Origin of the sequence: Henriciella sp. (assembly GCF_029936995.1) — a bacterium.
Lineage (GTDB): Bacteria > Pseudomonadota > Alphaproteobacteria > Caulobacterales > Hyphomonadaceae > Henriciella.
This window is the reverse complement of record NZ_JAPYRE010000001.1, coordinates 609276-625926: the sequence shown is the minus strand read 5'-3', so window position 1 is coordinate 625926 and position 16651 is coordinate 609276. Positions and strand designations below refer to the sequence as shown.

Below are 16651 nucleotides of genomic sequence, written 5' to 3'. Positions count from 1 at the left end.
ACCGATATTCTGATTTCTCCGCCATTTCCCCTAAAGCGGAATATTATCGTGCTTCTTCCAGGGGTTTTCGAGCTGTTTGTTGCGCAGGGTCCGCAGCGCCTTGCAGACGCGTTTGCGGGTTGAGTGGGGCATGATGATGTCGTCGATATAGCCCTTGCGCGCGGCGACGTACGGGTTGGCGAAATTGTCCTCGTACATCTTTGTGTGCTCGGCGATCTTTTCCGGATTGTCGATATCCTTGCGGAAGATGATCTCCACCGCGCCCTTGGCGCCCATCACGGCGATTTCCGCGGTCGGCCAGGCATAGTTCATGTCGCCGCGCAGGTGTTTCGAGCTCATCACATCATAGGCGCCACCATAGGCCTTGCGCGTGATGACGGTGACTTTCGGCACGGTCGCCTCGGCATAGGCGAAGAGCAGCTTCGCGCCATGCTTGATGAGGCCGCCATATTCCTGCTTGGTGCCCGGCATGAAGCCCGGCACGTCCACGAAGGTGACGATCGGGATGTTGAAACAGTCGCAGAAGCGCACGAAGCGCGCCGCCTTGCGCGAGCTGTCAATGTCGAGCACGCCGGCGAGGCTCATCGGCTGGTTGGCGACGAAGCCGACCGTGGAGCCTTCCATGCGGCCAAAGCCGATGATGATGTTGGCGCCGAAATCCGGGCTGATCTCGAAGAAGTCGCCCTCGTCGGCGGTCTTCTCGATCAGCTCCTTCATGTCATAGGGGACGTTAGGATTGTCCGGGATGAGCGTGTCGAGAGAGGGCTCCATCCGCTCGGGATCATCGAAGCTCGGCCGGGTCGGCGGGCTTTCGAGGTTGGACAGCGGCAGGAAGTCGATCAGGCGGCGCATCTGGACCAGCGCCTCGATATCGTTCTCGAAGGCGCCATCGGCGACGCCGGACTTCGCAGCATGGACGCGCGCGCCGCCAAGGTCCTCGTGGGAGACCTCTTCATTTGTGACGGTCTTCACCACGTCCGGGCCGGTGACGTACATGTAGGAGGTGTCCTTCACCATGAAGATGAAGTCCGTCATGGCCGGGGAATAGACGTCCCCGCCCGCGCACGGACCCATGATGACGGAAATCTGCGGCACGACGCCGGAGGAGAGCACGTTTTCCATGAAGATGTCGGCATAGCCTGCGAGACTGTCGACGCCCTCCTGGATGCGCGCGCCGCCAGCATCGAAAATGCCGATCACGGGCGCGCCGTTCTTGGCCGCCGATTTCTGGACCTTCACGATCTTTTCCGACTGCGCCTTGGAGAGCGAACCGCCAAAGACGGTAAAGTCCTTGGAAAAGACGTAGACGAGACGGCCATTCACCGTGCCATAGCCGGTAACAACGCCGTCGCCGGGGATACGCTGCTCTTCCATACCGAAATCATGGGAGCGGTGCTCCACGAACATGTCGGTTTCCTCGAAGCTGCCTTCATCAAGCAGCTGGGCCACGCGCTCACGCGCGGTGAGCTTGCCCTTTTCGTGCTGGCGCTCGATCCGTTTCTGGCCGCCGCCGAGCCGGGCTTCCTCGCGTTTGGCTTCCAGCGCTTCAATGACGTCTTTCATGGCATAGCTCCATCAACCGTTTTCTGCTGCCCTTGATACGCACACAGAACGATGACGCAAGCCAAAGGGCAAGCTGCCGCTGAGGCAACCTGCCCTCTATTTTGCATGTTTCATGGCTTTACGTTGAGATCAGTCGTCGTAGCGCCCGCCACGAAGACGGCCATAGTCATGGTCCCAGCGACGGTCATCACGGTAGTGATGGCCCCTGCGGCCGGGGCGTGGGAGGCCGTCAACCGAAACAACTTGCCCACGGCGGACCGTACAGCTCACATGGCGCTCGAAATCCCGGCGGCGGCCTTCGAATTCTACTTCGTCGAACCGGACCCGGAAGCCGCGCGGGCCGATCTGGCGGGCGCGGACATCGTCATCAATGTCAATGTCGCGATAGCCGAAGCGGTAGCCCTGGCGCTTGATGGCCCCGGCACAGCGCCGGATGGCATCACGCCGCATCTGGCGAACTTCCCAGCGGGGCTGGTTCCAGTGATTGGTGCGACCGTGATGACGGCCATATCCGCGCCGGCGGTCATTTCCAATGGAGACATATATACCGGCATCGGCGAGCCCGACCGACAGGCCGGATGTTGCCGTCGCAGTCCGGCCCGGCTGGTCAGCGAGGGCTGGAGCTGCTGTGAGTGGAATTGCCGCCAGAGCCAGCGCCGCCACTCGGTGTGTCATGATGCGTTTCATCATGACTTGAGGAAAACATGGCCGGACGGAACCCCGCATGACCGGCGTGTTCGGCTCCAGTTCACCTCAGAATATGACTTTTTATCAATGCAGTATCACAGGATACGAAAGCTCAGGCGCAACCTTCGACATAATCGACAGCAGGCTCGAGACCGACCCTGTAAGCGCCGATATTGCCATTCTCGTCTGTTTCCATGACGAGTTTGGCATCGCCTTCGAGGTCAATAATCAGGTTGTCGCGGTCGCTATACTTGTTGGGCTGGCGCTCAAGACCGGGATAGATGCCTTCCACTTCCCCGGCTGGCATGCCGACCTGAACGGCTTCACCGGTTGCAACACCCGGCGCACGCACATCTATACGCTGCACAGTTCCCCCCACGATCATGTAGCCGATGTCGTAATTGTCTTTTTCAGGGCCGAGATAGTAGCATTCGCCCGGCTCTGCACCAGCGGACCCAAGCCTGTGAAGCTCGCCCTTGTGGGCCTGGCGTGCTTCCTCTGCCGTCATCCCGAATTCGACATTGCAAAGCCCGTCAGCCGTCAGTGTGCCGCAGGCGCTGCCAAGCTGGCGCGGGGGCGCCACGCCCGCCCCAGATGGCGGGACAGGCGTGGCAGTATTATCGGCCAGCACCTTGCCGGACTGCGGGGTACTGGAGGTTGCTGTATTCTCTGGCGGCGTGGCCGGTGCCGGATCAGCTGGCTGGGCCGGGTTGCAGGCCGCGAGAAGCATGCCGCCAACGAGCAGGGGTAGAAGTTTGAGCATAAGCCGTCTCCCATATCACGGACTGGATCCTTCCAGTCCTGCCTGAACACGCAATACGCGTGTTCGGGGGTCTAACGCGGCAGGGTTGCGAAGAGTTGCCCAAGGGCCCGCGCATCTGCGCGACGGTTTTCGGTTGCGAGTCTCGCCTCCTCGTCCTCGCCCCACTGCTCGATCTGCCAGGCCTCATCTATACGTGAGCGCTCGAATGCATCCTCCGCATCGATCTCACCCTGCTCCACGGCCAGCGCAAGTATGGCAGAGCCATAAAGGCCAGTTGCCCAGACAAGCCCGGTCAACCGGAGATCGTCGAGCTTCATGGCATGGTCGCGCGCAGCCTGGGTCGAGGCAGCAGGCTGAGGGGAAGCGATGATGCCCTCGACCGGAACCAGCATGACATCAAGCGTTTTACCCGCCCAGTCGCGCAATGGCCGCCAGTTTGCTTCCTGGCGCTCTCGCAATTCGACCGGATTTTCCGCGAGGTGGCAGACAAGATCGGTTTCGGTGTACCGGGCCACTTCGTCGGCGAGCGCCTCGCGTGTTTCGGGTGTACGGTCGAGCGCGACATTAACCAGCCGGGTAAGCGGCATGGTCGCAGGGTCGATTACCGTCGCCTGGGCGTCCCATTCCGCTGCGACATGTCTTGCAAGCGCTTCGCCTGGCACTCGCAGCTCGGCTTTCGATGGTGTACGTACAGGCCGTCCGTCAAGCTCTATGCGCCAGCCCTGCTCGCTGGCCGACACCTGCACCTGTGTGTAGAAGCGCTTTGGAAGGTCCTGTTTGTCGGATGATTTAGTGGCCATGCCTGCTAACTGGCACGAAGACGCCCGGATTGGAACGGGTCAGAGTGTCTAGCTGGCAGTTGAGCCGGATGTTTCGGCAGTCTGCTGCCGCCCCAGGCGCATTGTATCAACGACCATATTCGTCTCACGGTCTATCAGGGCCAGGGTTTGTCCGATGCGAACCGTTTTCAGCCCGTCAGACTTTCGTGTCAGGGCAAGCCTTGCACGCCACTCCAGGGCAAGCGGATACATGTTGGACGGAAACGGCTCGCCCTTCACAATGTTTGTTTCGAGATGCGACGCCTCAAAGCAGACATTGCGCGGAGCATAACCGATCTCGCAAACCCCTTCTGCGGTTTCAAACTCATTGGAGAAGACGGCCTTGTCAGCAGCAGTGAAGGTGTGTCCAAGCCTTACAGGATCCGGTGTCGATTGTGCGGTAAGCGCCAAGGCCCCGCCACCAAGAGCGGCAGCCGTCATACCCGCAAAGACATGGTGTATACTGAGAAAATTCATAACCGCTTTCCCACCTGACTGAATGACAAAAAAGTAACGCGGCACAGGCGCATTCGATCCCGGGGAACTGAAGAAAAGTTCATCTCCTGAAAGAGAAAAGCCAGCCCGTTCTGGGCTGGCTTATCCGGTATTGAAACGTCTTTACGACAGAAAAAGGTCTACTCGACTTCTTCTTCCATCTCCTCAGCAGCTTCATCAACTTCTTCACCGGCTTCCTCTACCGGACCATCATTCGCGTCGCCGCAAGCAGCAAGCGTTCCGGTGCCAGCGGCGCCAATTGCGAAAAGAAGTGCGAGCATTGATTTTTTCATGGGATTCCCCTTGCTGGTGTGACTTCAGCAGCTCAACGCGACGCCGCCACGTCAGTTCCGGCGATGTTTAATTTTTTTGCTGCGAAGGCATCCAGAGCGGCATTCAGGCTCGTGAAGTCATGGTGAACTTCATGGGCGCCGGCGTCTTCAAGCTCCTCGGCGCGGCCAAATCCCCAGCTTACCCCCATCGTATGAATACCAGCGTTCAACCCCATCGAGATGTCGTGTACGGCATCCCCGATTATGACAGACTGAGGCCGCTCGCAGCCCAGCGCATTCATTGCCTGCTCGACCATATGAGGATGTGGCTTGCCCGGCCCATCATCGGCACACCAGATCGTATCGAAATACTGCTCCAGAGGGTGCATCTCGAAGATAGCACGAATGCCGCGGTGCGACTTGCCAGTCGCCATCGCGATCAACCAGCCCTCGTTAGCCAGGCGATCAAGCGTCTCGACTGCCCCGTGATATAGCGGCTCGCGAAAATTCTTTTCACTTCGCCGGGCGACGAACGCCTGCTTGTAAGCGAGGCTCAGGCCCGGCACGTCATGATAGTCCGGGGCCAGGATGCCGCAGGCTTCCTCCAGACCGAGGCCGATCACCTTGCGGGTCGCCTCATATTCAGGTTCCGGCAGTCCGCACAGGCCGAATGCCTTGCACATGGCCGCCTGTATGACTTCACGCGAGTCAACGATTGTGCCGTCCATGTCCCAGATGGCGAGTTTGAGCTCCACCGGCAGCCTCCTCAGATAAACAGCTCGAGCGGATCGCTGCCCGCCTCGGCTTCCAGAAAGCCCAGCGTCTTGAACGTGTCTTTCATATGTCCGGAGATCGGCGCCTCGAGCAGAAGCGGTTTCTTGTTCTTGCGCGGTATGAGCAATGCACGGGCATGCAGGTGAAGCCCCCTGGCGACGCCCTGCGGCACTTCCCGGCGGGTAACATACTTGTCGTCGCCAAGGATCGAGGTGCCGAGCTCGTGCATGTGGAAGCGCAGCTGGTGCATCCGGCCTGTCTGCGGACGAAGCGCCACCCATGCGGCTTTCTGAGCCGCCTGCGACACGGTGATATAGTCAGTAATGGCATGACGCGCACCTTCATCGTTCTGGGCGCACTGCACCATGCGTTCGCGACCTTCCGGGCCCTGGCCCTTCGTCATCCAGCAGCGCACCTGCCCGGCCGGGGGCTTCGGTGCACCGACGGTGACGGCCCAGTAGACCTTCTCCATCTCGCGCGAACGGAACAGGTCTCCCAGGCGCGCTGCAGCCGCCGGATGGCGGGCGATCAGCAGCAGGCCGGAGGTTTCCTTGTCCAGCCGGTGGACAAGCTTGGGGCGGTATTCACCGTCCGACAGAACATCGAGCATACCATCAATGTGGCGACCGCCCTGCTTCGTGCCGCCCTGCACAGCGAGGCCAGAAGGCTTGTTCAGCGCAAACATCTCATCGTCCTGATAGACGACCATCTCACGCATGAACTGCTCGTCGCGGGAGGAGACCTTGCCGGACTTGCGGGCCGCCTTCTCCTCAGCCGTGGGCTGGTGAACCGGTGGCAGGCGCACGACCATGCCTGCCTCAAGACGCGTATTGGCCTTTGCGCGGCTTCCATCGACACGGATCTGGCCGGAACGTAGCAGCTTCTCCAACTGGCCCTGCGTCACCTGCAGCCTTCGTTTCACCCAGCGGTCCAGGCGCACGCCTTCTTCCTTAGGGCTGACCGTCTCGTTGATTACCTGATTACTCATGACACCACCCGGCGGACTATATGCCAGACGGCAAGATAGGCACCGACTGACAGGACGACATTGGCAAGCGCATAGATGACAGCTCGTGTCATGTCGCCTGTATTGATCATGTGGACTGTCTCGCGGGAAAACGCCGAGAAAGTCGTGAAGGCACCGAGAACGCCGACCGTCAGGAACATCCAGAGCGCGGACTCGCCCGGCAGGTCACGGGCCATGAACCACGCCACGATTGCCCCGAGCAGGCCACTGCCGACAATATTCACGACCAGTGTGCCCATCGTTGCCCCGCCCGCGGCGTAGCGGTCTATGGCGAGGTATGTGCCATAGCGAAGGCTGGCCCCAAGGGCCCCGCCGAGCGCAACCAGTAACAGGTTCATCATGGGAGCGGCTTTTATAGCGATTGCCCCGCCAACGATAGGCCATGCGGCATGAAAGCTGACGCGGCGTCCTGTCTTGCCAGCTGAAACCGCATGGATACCGTGCCTTCATTCAGCGTTCACAAAGAAACGCATGGGAGGACAACTTGGCCTATGACGTGATCATTGTCGGAGGCGGTATTGGCGGCTCTGCGCTTGCGGCTACGCTTGCGAAGGCAGGCCAGTCCGTCCTGCTTCTTGAGAGAAGCGACGCCTATGAGGACCGTGTGCGCGGCGAATGGATTGCGCCCTGGGGGGTGAGCGAAGTCAGGCGGCTGGGCCTTTACGAACTCCTGCGTGCAGCGGGCGGCCACCATATCAAGCAACACATCACCTATGATGAAAGCCGCACACCTGAGACGGCCGAGAGCAATCCCCTGCCCCTGGAAATCTTTGCCGAAGGCGTGCCAGGCCCGCTGGCCATCGGTCACCCTCATCACTGCCAGACCCTGTTTGACGAAGCCGTTCGCTCTGGGGCAGACGCCTTGCGCGGCGTGGCCGTCACGGATGTGCAGCTCGGTGCTGCTCCCTCCGTCACCTATATCAGGGACGAAGTCGAACACACCGCACATGCCCCGCTTATCGTGGGCGCTGAAGGCCGCCAGTCCATGGTCCGCAAGGCGGCGGGCATAAAGCTGCAACAGAACAAGCCGCATCACTGGTTCGCCGGATTGCTGGTCGATGATGTCGAGGGCTGGGAAGACACCCGGCAAGCGATTGGCACTGAGGGTGATTTCGGTTTCCTTGCCTTTCCGCAAGGCGGCAACCGGGTGCGCGTCTATGGCGGCTATGCCCTGGACGAGAAGGGCCGCTTTGCTGGCGAGGACGGCGCACGCCGCTTCCTCGAGGCGTTCCGCATGCGCTCTGCCCCGCACAATGAGAAGATCGCCAATGGCACCCCCGCCGGCCCGCTCTTCTCCTATTTCAACAATGATAGCTGGACCGAGACGCCATATACGGAGGGTGCGGTCCTGATCGGCGATGCAGCCGGCTGGAACGATCCGATCAACGGCCTCGGCCTGTCGATCACATATCGCGATGTCCGCATGGTTTCGGACATTCTCAAGAATACAACGAAGGGCGAGACGCCAGACTTCCGCCCCTATGCCGAAGAACGCGCCGAACGGATGCGCCGCCTGCGCTTTGCCGCAGTGCTCCAGGCAACACTCGACATGGAGTTCGACGAGACAGCCAGGGCCCGGCGCAAGCGCTACCATGAACGAAGTGCTGCCGACCCAAGCCTCGGCATGCACGGCTTTGCCATCATGGGCGGGCCAGACAGCGTACCGGACGAGATTTTCACCGAAGCGCACATGACGAGGGTACTTGAAGGATGATGATGAGCCCTATGGATCTCGAACGCTATAACAATGCCTGGCTTCAGGCCTGGACAGACAAGGATGTCGAGAAGCTGGTCGGCTTCTATTCGGCTGATACCGTTTACAAGGACCCGCAGACGGCAGGCGGGATCGAAGGGCGCGACGCCCTGCGTGAGTATCTCACCACGCTTTTCGCCTCTACTCCGCCAATGACCTACAAGCCGGAAATGGTCTGGGGCATTGAGGGAGGCTTCTGCGGGCGCTGGTATTGCGACATTGGCGAGGGCGGCAAGGATGGCAAGCTGCGTGGATTCGATCTCGTGCTGCTTGAACATGACCTGATCAAGCATAATGAAGTCTATGTTCACAAGCTTGAGGGCGGAAACTGATGCCGGACATCCGCACCTGGCGGGATATCGACGCTGAATGGCTGAGCGATGCGCTGGCCGCAGACGGTATCGACGCAAAGGTCCGTGCTTTCGACGCCGGCAAGGTCGGCACCGGCCAGATCGGAGACTGTGTGCGCTTCAGGCTGGATTATGAAAGCGCTGCTCCCGATGCGCCGGAAACGGTAATCGGCAAATTTCCTTCAGAAGGCGAGGAAAGCCGTGCTGCAGGCATCCAGCTGGGCAATTACCACCGCGAGGTAAAATTCTACCAGCTGCTCCAGGAGAATGCGCGGATTTCCACACCGCGCTGCTATTTCACAGATGTCGACGAAGACACCCACGATTTCGTCCTCATCATGGGCGACCTCGCCCCGGCGCAGCAGGGCGACCAGCTCAATGGCGTCACCCTCGACGAGGCAGGACTCGTCATACGTGAAGCCGCCAAGCTGCATTCTGCCTACTGGCAGGATGAGAAACTGGACGAGTACCCGTGGGTGATGAACACCAAACACGCCCAGGACCCGATTGACCCTGACATGATCGCCGGGCTCTGGGACGGCTTCAAGGCACGGTATGGCGGCCGGGTCACGCCTGAAGCCACACGCATCGGCGATTCGATGAGCCGCAACATGGAAGGTTATAATGACAAACGTGCAGGCGCACGCTGTCTCATCCATTCCGACTTCCGGCCTGACAACATGCTGTTCGACCTTTCCAACACTGAAAGACCGGTCACCGTGGTCGACTGGCAGTCCTTTGGTTACGGGCCGGGCGGTGCCGATGTCGGCTACTTCATTTCGGGGGCGATTGATCCGGCCACACGGCGCGAGCATGAAGCCCGGCTGACCGGGATCTATCTGGAAGAGATGGCGCGTCTCGGCGTCGGTAACTATAGCCGTGACGAGTTCTTCCGGCATTATGTTTCAGGAGCTTACCAGCACTTCTTCACCGCCTTCTTTGCCGCCATGCTGGTGACGCAGACCGAGCGGGGCGATGACATGTTTTTCCGGATGCTGAATGGCGCAGTCGACCTGATTACAGACCATGATGCGCTGGACTGGCTTGGATAGGTCCGACGCAACCAGCCTTTCCCTCATGCGTAACAATTCTAGCTGAATGGTTACACTCTGCGAGAAAGGTATTCCCAATGTCTGCCGCTAAACTCCTGCGTACCACCCTGCTCTCAACTTCCATTGCCGCAATCGGATTGTACGCTCATGCCCAGTCGGGCGAGGCAATGACAGTCGAAGGGAGTTCGGGCACGCCCCTCACCGCCACACCACTTGAAACCTTCGACAGCGCCTGGGCCATGACCTTCCTTCCGGATGGCCGTGCGCTCGTCAGTGAGAAGGACGGCAATCTCTGGTTACTGGACGCCGAAGGGTCCAAACTCGGTGAGATCACGAACGTGCCTGAAGTCGATCCGCGCGGACAAGGCGGGCTCGACGACATCATCATCCATCCAGACTTCGAAGAGAACAACACCGTCTTCGTATCCTATGTGGAGCGTGATGAAGAAGATGATTCCCTGAGCGGTGCCGTGGTCGAGAAAGCCATGCTCAGCCTGACCGACGAGGGTGGCAACCTGAATGAGCGCAACCGCGTATGGGAACAGTCCCAGAAGGTGCCGGGCAACGGGCATTATGGTCACCGCCTCGCCATCGCGCCGGACGGAAACCTCATTATCACATCCGGTGAGCGCCAGAAATTCAGTCCGGCGCAAAACATGGACATGAACCTCGGCAAGATCATTCGTGTCACAACCGACGGCAAGGCGCTGGAAGACAATCCCTTCTATGGCAGCGGCGGTGTTACGGACACGATCTGGTCGCTTGGCCACCGCAACCTGCTTGGCGTGGCTTTCGATGCAGATGGCCAGCTCTGGGCGCACGAAATGGGCCCCAAGGATGGCGATGAACTCAACCGTATCGTGAAAGGCGAAAATTACGGCTATCCCATCGTCTCGAACGGCGTGCATTATAACGACAAGCAGTTCTTCGGAAATCACGAAGATTATCCGATCTATGAGAACCCTGCGCTTTCATGGACGCCGGTTATCAGCCCGGCGGGCCTGATTATCTATGATGGCGAGATGTTTTCCGACTGGCAGGGGAATGCCTTCATCGGGGGACTTTCCTCACAGGCCCTGATCCGCGTGACATTCGAGGAAACCCCGCTCGACAATCAGGGCTCCGGCGGCACATCCAGCACGATGGAGACGACGGCGAACGAGGCCGAAAGATATGAATGGGGCAAGCGTATCCGCGAGGTCGAGCAGGGCCCGGACGGCGCGGTCTATGTTCTCGAGGATGGCGAAGGCGGCCGCTTGGTCCGGCTGACTCCGGAAGAATAGGCCGCCCATTCAAGTAACGGATATCCCGGAAACCCTTCAGCGAGCGTTTCCGGGATACCATCTTTCTACCAGGCTTTCTGCCAGCCAACCGTAAAGGTTGTATCCGTTTCCAGCTGTAGGCCATTCAGGTCTCGATACAACGGCAAACCAACCTCGAAGGCGAGACGCTGACCACGCAAGGCTCCCTGCTGGCCAACCAGGTTCAGCCCCAGAAGAGCTTCAACCGTCTCCCCCCCCTGATTGTCCGGGTTCGCCGTCTGGACAGGTGCGACGATATTCGGATCACTCCCGTCAATACTGCCCTGGCTGACACCCTTAATCCGGCCTGAAACCGATGCCCAGTGAAGAGGCTCATAAGCCAGCCATGCCGTTGCTTCATAACGGTCACCCAGCGCATAACCGGCATCATTGTCGTCCAGCCGGACAAGTGCCGATCCCTGGCTTCCGAAGCTCCACTGCCCTTTCTTCTGCCACCAGGTCAGCGCAGCCTTGGCGTCCCATGTGCCCGAGCTGGTCTGCATCGGATAAGGCAGACGCGGTGTCGGCGTCATGCCCATAGGCGTCAGGATGGTGTCAGTTTCCTCAATAGATCCTGTCGGCAGCGACAGGCCGAGGTTGAGGTTAAGCTGTCGATCCGGGGTGCTGCCATCGTCCAGCCCGATAATTGCGGTGACGGACGTATCGCCAATGCCTTCCACCTCGGTTGTAAACCCGCCAAGACGTGTCGTGCCCATGCCACCCTGATAGGTGATGTGGTTCATCGAGCTGGTAACGTAATTCCCCATCAGCATGAGCGTGACCCGGTCACTCAGGCCATACATGAACCCGGCCATATGCATGTTCATCTGCATGTCTTCCGGCACGACCCGAAGGGTTGGCGGCTGGCCCGGCTGGCCAGCAAAGCGGTTGGGCTGTGTCGTCACGATCTCGTCAGGTGAGATGGAGTCGGTCCCGAGGCGATTGCCGTCCATGTTCATGCGCATGTAGCGGTAGGAGACCATCCACTCGCCTTCAGCATGGCGGTGGTCGCCCATCACACCGATCGGGGCGTGATCCATGGCGTGGGGTGCGGCAGGGTCGTTCTCGTGCGCAGCTGCGTGAGGCACAGCGGCTAGCGCGAGCACGAGACCCGCGGAAAAATATTTGAGTTTCATAGGCTTATATATCCTTGAAGGTATCAGGGTCTGCGCCCGAATGGCGCGGTCTGGCTGGTTATCCTTCAAGGGTATGAGGCGGACCGTTGGGCGGTGCGCCCGGCCAGATGGAATAGGTCAGTACCGGCTGTTGGCCACGCGGAGGGATGACCGGCTCGGCCTGCGGCACGCCGGGACGGACCACCTGGAAGACCGGGACTGAGACAATCGCGCTCGCCAGGCATGGCCCGCAACAGCTATCATCGCCCAGCTGTGCTGGCTGGTCTGCGCCGAATGTCATTGTCACGGTGCGGTCGCCATGCAGGCCGCAAAGCTGGACCTCTACCGTCTCGCTGCCGGGGACATAGATGTGCGCCTGCGCGCCGTTCACAGTATAGCCAAAGGCGCCGAGACACAGGAGCAGCAGCCGCAGGGCCGCAAGGCGTGGTAAACGCATACGGGTTTTCACAGGGCGGATCACCGGGTCCATCGGCGTCCTTGTCTCCCGGAACGGCCTAATTCACATCAAGGCCAATTGCCGCAGCCTGTACATGGAAATCCTCCGGGGCGGGCGCCTGGAGAGTCATTCCCCTGCCTTCTGGGTGCTCGATCTCCAGCCGGCTGGCATGCAGCATGAGACGCGGCGCGGAGGACTTCCCGCTGCCATAGATCCGGTCCCCCCGTATCGGGCAGCCGAGGGCCGCCATATGCGCCCGGATCTGGTGCATCCGGCCCGTGACGGGACGGGCCTCGACCAGCGCGTGCATGCTGCTTCGTGCCAGGATACGCCAGTTCGTTTCCGCTTCGAGCGCACCTTTCTGGCCGGATTCCGCAGGTATCATCACTTCACGGCCCCCCCGGTCTGACGGGACTTTCCTGAGCGGCGTACTCACCGTCCCGCCCGCTTCAGACGGCAACGTACCGGAAACAAGGCAGAGATAGGTCTTCTTTGCACGACGCTTTGCAAACTGTTCGGAAAGAAACGCGGCTGCGGGCTGCGTGCGCGCGACAATCAGTACCCCAGAGGTGCCGGAATCAATGCGGTGGACAAGTCTTGGCCGCTTGCCGTTCGATCTTGCGAATGCCCAGAGCAGGACATCAACGGATGGCCCGCGCCCCCCCGCGATCTGGACCGCAAGACCGGGTGGCTTGTTGAACGCCAGCACCTGCGCATCCTCATGGATAAGAAGCGAGCGGATGAACGCCGCGTCAGCGGGCTTGATATTCGGAATGGGCCTGTTGCGGGTCACCCAAGCGCTCATAGCGCTCTGCCCGGCCAACGGCAATGACGGGTTACGGCAAAGAAAAAGGGCGGCCCCGTAAGGCCGCCCTTCCTGATTTATCACTCTGGAATATCCAGCTGGCTTAGAAGTCCAGCGTGGCACCCAGGAAGACGTAACGACCGAAGGAGTCGTACACTTGCGGATAGGTGTTGCCGTTACCCGGTGCCGTACCAACGACGGAGGACAGCGGCGGATCTTCGTCCGTGATGTTGTTGACACCAGCACGGACCGACATGTTCTCGAGCAGCTGGTAGCGGCCCGACAGGTCGAGATAGTTCTGCTCGTCCAGCTTGGCGTTGATCGGATCCGGATCCGCGTTGTCCTGAGTCACCTCAGCATAATAACGCCACGTACCGGTGACCGAAAGCTTGCCGCCAACCGGCGCCCAGGTGACGCTGGCCTTGTGACGGTATTCCGGGTTTGCACCCGTGCCGAAGTTCGTCTGGCAGCGGCCTGCATACATGCCGGCACAGTCGAACGGCGGTGTCACGCTGGCGTCCGGAAGTGACTGGACTTCCAGGCTTTCCAGGATCGTACCGACATAGTCGAAGTTGAACATACCAGCGTTGCCAGCATCGTAGGTATAGTTACCCTGGATGTCGAAACCACTGGTCGCGAGGCTACCCGTGTTGACGTTGGTCGCCGTGACGAAGCCGGTCTGGCTTGCCCAGAGCGTACCACCGGCACCGCGGTTGACGAGCGAACAGAAGAAGGAGTCGCCTGTCAGACCACACTGCTGCAGGGAAACTTCCTGCGGCACTGTGTTGATGTAACCTTCAACCTCAATGTCGAAATAGTCGACAGAAAGCGTCAGGCCATCAATGAAGCTCGGCGTAGCAACGAAGCCGACCGTGTAGGTATCGGATTCTTCAGGCTGAAGATCCGGGTTACCACCAGCAAGCGTGTTGTACTGACCAGCCGGGTTGATAAGCGCGACAGAACCATAGTTTGCCGGATCAAGACCGGTGTTCGCACACTGGGCTTGCGTGAAGGTCGGGTTAGGACCACCACATGGATCACCATCATCGAGGTCAAACAGCGTGATCGATTGCGGGGAGAACAGCTCGAAGATGTTCGCCGCGCGGACCGAGCGCTGGAACGAGCCGCGGAAGCGGATGTCCGTGGTCGGGGCATAGCCCAGGCCGACCTTGTACGCATCGGTATCGAAATTGTCGTAGAACGACTTCCGGTAAGCGAGGTCGAGGTTCAGGTCGTAGACACCTGGACGCTCCTGGACGAGCGGGACGTCCAGCTCGGCGAAGACGTCGACAACGTTCTGAGCGCCAGCGATCGCGTTCGTCGGACCACCCTGACCAGCACCGTCACCGGACTGGAAGGCCGCATCCGGGTTGGAGTCGATCGTATCACGGCGATACTCGGCACCGAAGGCCCAGCCTGGTGCTTCAGCGGCCATCGGCGAAGAGATACCCCAGTCACTCATCGAACCGAACATCTTGCCGGAGATCACGGTCTGGGTTGTATCGCCATTCCGGTTGAGCGGAGACACGACATAGTCCAGGGCAGCCTGCGACGGTCCATTGCCGGACCAGATGTCGTACGGGGCACAGGACGGATCGTCATTGGTCGGGTCAGCATCAACGTTGATGTTACAGGCAACACCGCCTGCCCCATCCGGAACCGCATACAAGGCGTTGGTCAGCTTACGGATGGAAAGATCGTTATTGTAGGTCTCCGAACGCACGACCTTAGAGAAGGAGGCGTAGAGGTCATAACCAACAGACGTGTCTTCGAGCTCACCACGGATGCCGATGACATTGCGGAAGGTCTGGTGACGGATGTCGTTGTTACGCGGACCGCCTTCGACATTCCGGCGCAGGGCGAGGTAGTCGCCAACGCCGACAACAGCGTCAGGTGCGAGACCCGTACAGCCGATATAGTCTCTCTGCTGGTCAGAGAAGAACGGGTTGTCACAGTTCAGACCACCATCGCCGCCAGCGACACCATAGCCGAACACACCGGATGGCGCGATCTGGGAGTTCGTCTCGTTCTGGATGAACATGAACTCGCCATAGGCTTCAATATTATCGGTGATGTCATAGTTGATGAACGTACCGAAGTTGTACTTCTCGTTCGGACGCTGGAAGTGGTTGAACGGGTTGAAGTTGAACGTGTCGGACGTGAAGTTCCGTGGAATGAACTCACCCGTGTCCGGGTTCACGCGACCCCAAGAGCCGTCCGGCAGAGTGCCGCCGAGTGAAAGCAGGTTCGTGAACTGGTTCGTGCCTGAACCGACACAGTCAAACTGTGTACCATCAGCACGCGTGCCAAGCGCACATTGTGAGTAATCGCGATCACCCTGGAGAATTTCATTCACGTTCTGATAGCCAGCATATGCCGACACGTGGCCGCGACCATTGTCGAAGTCGCCGCCAGCCATGATCGTGATGTCAACTGCTTCGCCGTCGACCGTGCTACCTGATGGCACGCGGAACTGGCTCGGGTTGATCGAAGAGTACTCTTCCAGAAGCCCTTGGAGCTCACCGTCATTGTTGTGCTGGTAGAACGAGTAGTTCGAGTCGATACGGAAGCCTTCGAAATCGTCGTTCATGACGAAGTTCACAACGCCGGAAATAGCGTCGGAGCCGTAAGTCGCCGAAGCACCACCGGTCAGAACGTCGACACGCTCGACCATCTGGGTCGGGATCGAGTTGACGTCAGGCGCTGCGATGTTGAGCGAGCCATAAGGCAGGCGACGGCCGTTCATCAGGACCAGCGTGCGGGAAGACCCGAGGCCACGCAGGTTGATGGAGGCTGTACCTGTACCACCGTTCGCGAGGTTGGAACCCTGGGCACCAAAAGCCTGCGGCAGCGTGTTCACCAGGTCTTCGGCTTTCAGCGAGCCGCGAATGTCAAACTCTTCGGCGCCGATTTCCGTGACCGGGCTGGTCGCGACAAGGTTACCCGACGAAGGAATCAGCGAGCCGGTGACGACCACTGTTTCCTGACGCGCAACTTCGTCTTCCTGCGCCGGAACGGTCTCAACGCTCTCGGCATTGTCTTCCTGTGCAATTGCCGGGGCTGCAAACATTGTTGCAGCCACACCCGCGGCGAACGCGGATGAAAGCAAATGCTTTCTCAAAATTTTAGTGTCCACGAGGAACCTCCAATTTAACTCATTGGCAGAATGAGGTGCCCTGTCATTTGGCTAGAAAGAAATTTCCTTCCCAATATGCCTGACCCCTGGGCAATTCCGTTTCGCGTAGGCACGAGCGCCCACGACTGCCATCAGGCATGAAAACAGAGACGGTCGAGGTCAACGACTTCTTGTCTGAAATGTGAAGTAATTTTGTCGGGTGTGGCATTCTTGTCTCAGAATCGACACCTAAGGCGGAAAATTGGGCAACAGGTTAATAATCTACTTCGATATAATAATGAGT

At 59.6% G+C, this 16651-nt stretch carries 17 protein-coding genes; 4 read left to right on the top strand and 13 right to left on the bottom strand.

What is annotated here, in order from left to right:
* Positions 1–30: 30 nt before the first annotated feature.
* From Q1K31_RS03035 to Q1K31_RS02995, 9 genes are all read right to left on the bottom strand, one after another.
* Positions 31–1563 (bottom strand): acyl-CoA carboxylase subunit beta, encoded by a 1533-nt coding sequence (locus tag Q1K31_RS03035; protein WP_300376560.1) that lies wholly within the window; start codon positions 1561–1563, stop codon positions 31–33.
* A 129-nt stretch (positions 1564–1692) separates the two neighbouring features.
* A complete protein-coding gene (locus Q1K31_RS03030; RefSeq protein ID WP_300376558.1) occupies positions 1693–2238 on the bottom strand; it encodes a hypothetical protein in 546 nt (181 codons plus the stop codon).
* 124 nt (positions 2239–2362) lie between these two features.
* Positions 2363–3013: a hypothetical protein gene (locus tag Q1K31_RS03025; protein WP_300376556.1), complete on the bottom strand. Its 651-nt coding sequence runs from the start codon at positions 3011–3013 to the stop codon at positions 2363–2365.
* A 71-nt stretch (positions 3014–3084) separates the two neighbouring features.
* Positions 3085–3813, bottom strand: coding sequence for an ATP12 family chaperone protein (locus Q1K31_RS03020; protein WP_300376554.1), 729 nt, complete (start codon positions 3811–3813; stop codon positions 3085–3087).
* 48 nt (positions 3814–3861) lie between these two features.
* Positions 3862–4308 (bottom strand): hypothetical protein, encoded by a 447-nt coding sequence (locus Q1K31_RS03015; protein ID WP_300376552.1) that lies wholly within the window; start codon positions 4306–4308, stop codon positions 3862–3864.
* A gap of 158 nt (positions 4309–4466) precedes the next feature.
* Positions 4467–4619: a hypothetical protein gene (locus Q1K31_RS03010; protein WP_300376550.1), complete on the bottom strand. Its 153-nt coding sequence runs from the start codon at positions 4617–4619 to the stop codon at positions 4467–4469.
* Between the two features lie 32 nt (positions 4620–4651).
* Entirely contained in the window at positions 4652–5353 is a 702-nt protein-coding gene (locus Q1K31_RS03005; protein WP_300376548.1) for an HAD-IA family hydrolase, read from the bottom strand.
* An 11-nt stretch (positions 5354–5364) separates the two neighbouring features.
* Complete coding sequence (locus tag Q1K31_RS03000; RefSeq protein WP_300376546.1) at positions 5365–6360, bottom strand: RluA family pseudouridine synthase; 996 nt, start codon at positions 6358–6360, stop codon at positions 5365–5367.
* Positions 6357–6740 carry a CrcB family protein gene (locus tag Q1K31_RS02995; RefSeq protein ID WP_300376543.1) on the bottom strand — a complete coding sequence of 128 codons (384 nt, stop codon included), beginning with the start codon at positions 6738–6740 and terminating at the stop codon, positions 6357–6359. Before Q1K31_RS02995 ends, Q1K31_RS03000 begins: the two co-directional genes overlap by 4 nt.
* A gap of 143 nt (positions 6741–6883) precedes the next feature.
* On the opposite strand from Q1K31_RS02995, the gene Q1K31_RS02990 reads away from it, so the two are divergent.
* The 4 genes from Q1K31_RS02990 to Q1K31_RS02975 all read left to right on the top strand — a co-directional run bounded on the left by Q1K31_RS02990 (position 6884) and on the right by Q1K31_RS02975 (position 10837).
* A complete protein-coding gene (locus Q1K31_RS02990; RefSeq protein WP_300376541.1) occupies positions 6884–8113 on the top strand; it encodes an FAD-dependent monooxygenase in 1230 nt (409 codons plus the stop codon).
* Entirely contained in the window at positions 8110–8484 is a 375-nt protein-coding gene (locus Q1K31_RS02985) for a nuclear transport factor 2 family protein (RefSeq protein ID WP_300376539.1), read from the top strand. The genes Q1K31_RS02990 and Q1K31_RS02985 overlap by 4 nt, the downstream gene beginning before the upstream one ends.
* The gene (locus Q1K31_RS02980; RefSeq protein WP_300376537.1) at positions 8484–9554 is read left to right on the top strand and encodes a phosphotransferase; all 1071 of its coding nucleotides are present in this window, start codon (positions 8484–8486) and stop codon (positions 9552–9554) included. Before Q1K31_RS02985 ends, Q1K31_RS02980 begins: the two co-directional genes overlap by 1 nt.
* Before the next feature lie 77 nt (positions 9555–9631).
* The gene (locus Q1K31_RS02975) at positions 9632–10837 is read left to right on the top strand and encodes a PQQ-dependent sugar dehydrogenase (RefSeq protein WP_300376535.1); all 1206 of its coding nucleotides are present in this window, start codon (positions 9632–9634) and stop codon (positions 10835–10837) included.
* A 65-nt stretch (positions 10838–10902) separates the two neighbouring features.
* Here the strand turns inward: Q1K31_RS02975 and Q1K31_RS02970 are convergent, their stop codons facing one another.
* The 4 genes from Q1K31_RS02970 to Q1K31_RS02955 form a co-directional block, all read right to left on the bottom strand.
* The gene (locus Q1K31_RS02970; protein ID WP_300376533.1) at positions 10903–11991 is read right to left on the bottom strand and encodes a transporter; all 1089 of its coding nucleotides are present in this window, start codon (positions 11989–11991) and stop codon (positions 10903–10905) included.
* A 58-nt stretch (positions 11992–12049) separates the two neighbouring features.
* Positions 12050–12427, bottom strand: coding sequence for a hypothetical protein (locus Q1K31_RS02965; RefSeq protein WP_300376531.1), 378 nt, complete (start codon positions 12425–12427; stop codon positions 12050–12052).
* Between the two features lie 58 nt (positions 12428–12485).
* Positions 12486–13232 (bottom strand): RluA family pseudouridine synthase, encoded by a 747-nt coding sequence (locus Q1K31_RS02960; RefSeq protein WP_300376529.1) that lies wholly within the window; start codon positions 13230–13232, stop codon positions 12486–12488.
* Positions 13233–13335: 103 nt separating this feature from the next.
* A complete protein-coding gene (locus Q1K31_RS02955) occupies positions 13336–16302 on the bottom strand; it encodes a TonB-dependent receptor (RefSeq protein ID WP_300376527.1) in 2967 nt (988 codons plus the stop codon).
* Positions 16303–16651: the final 349 nt, after the last annotated feature.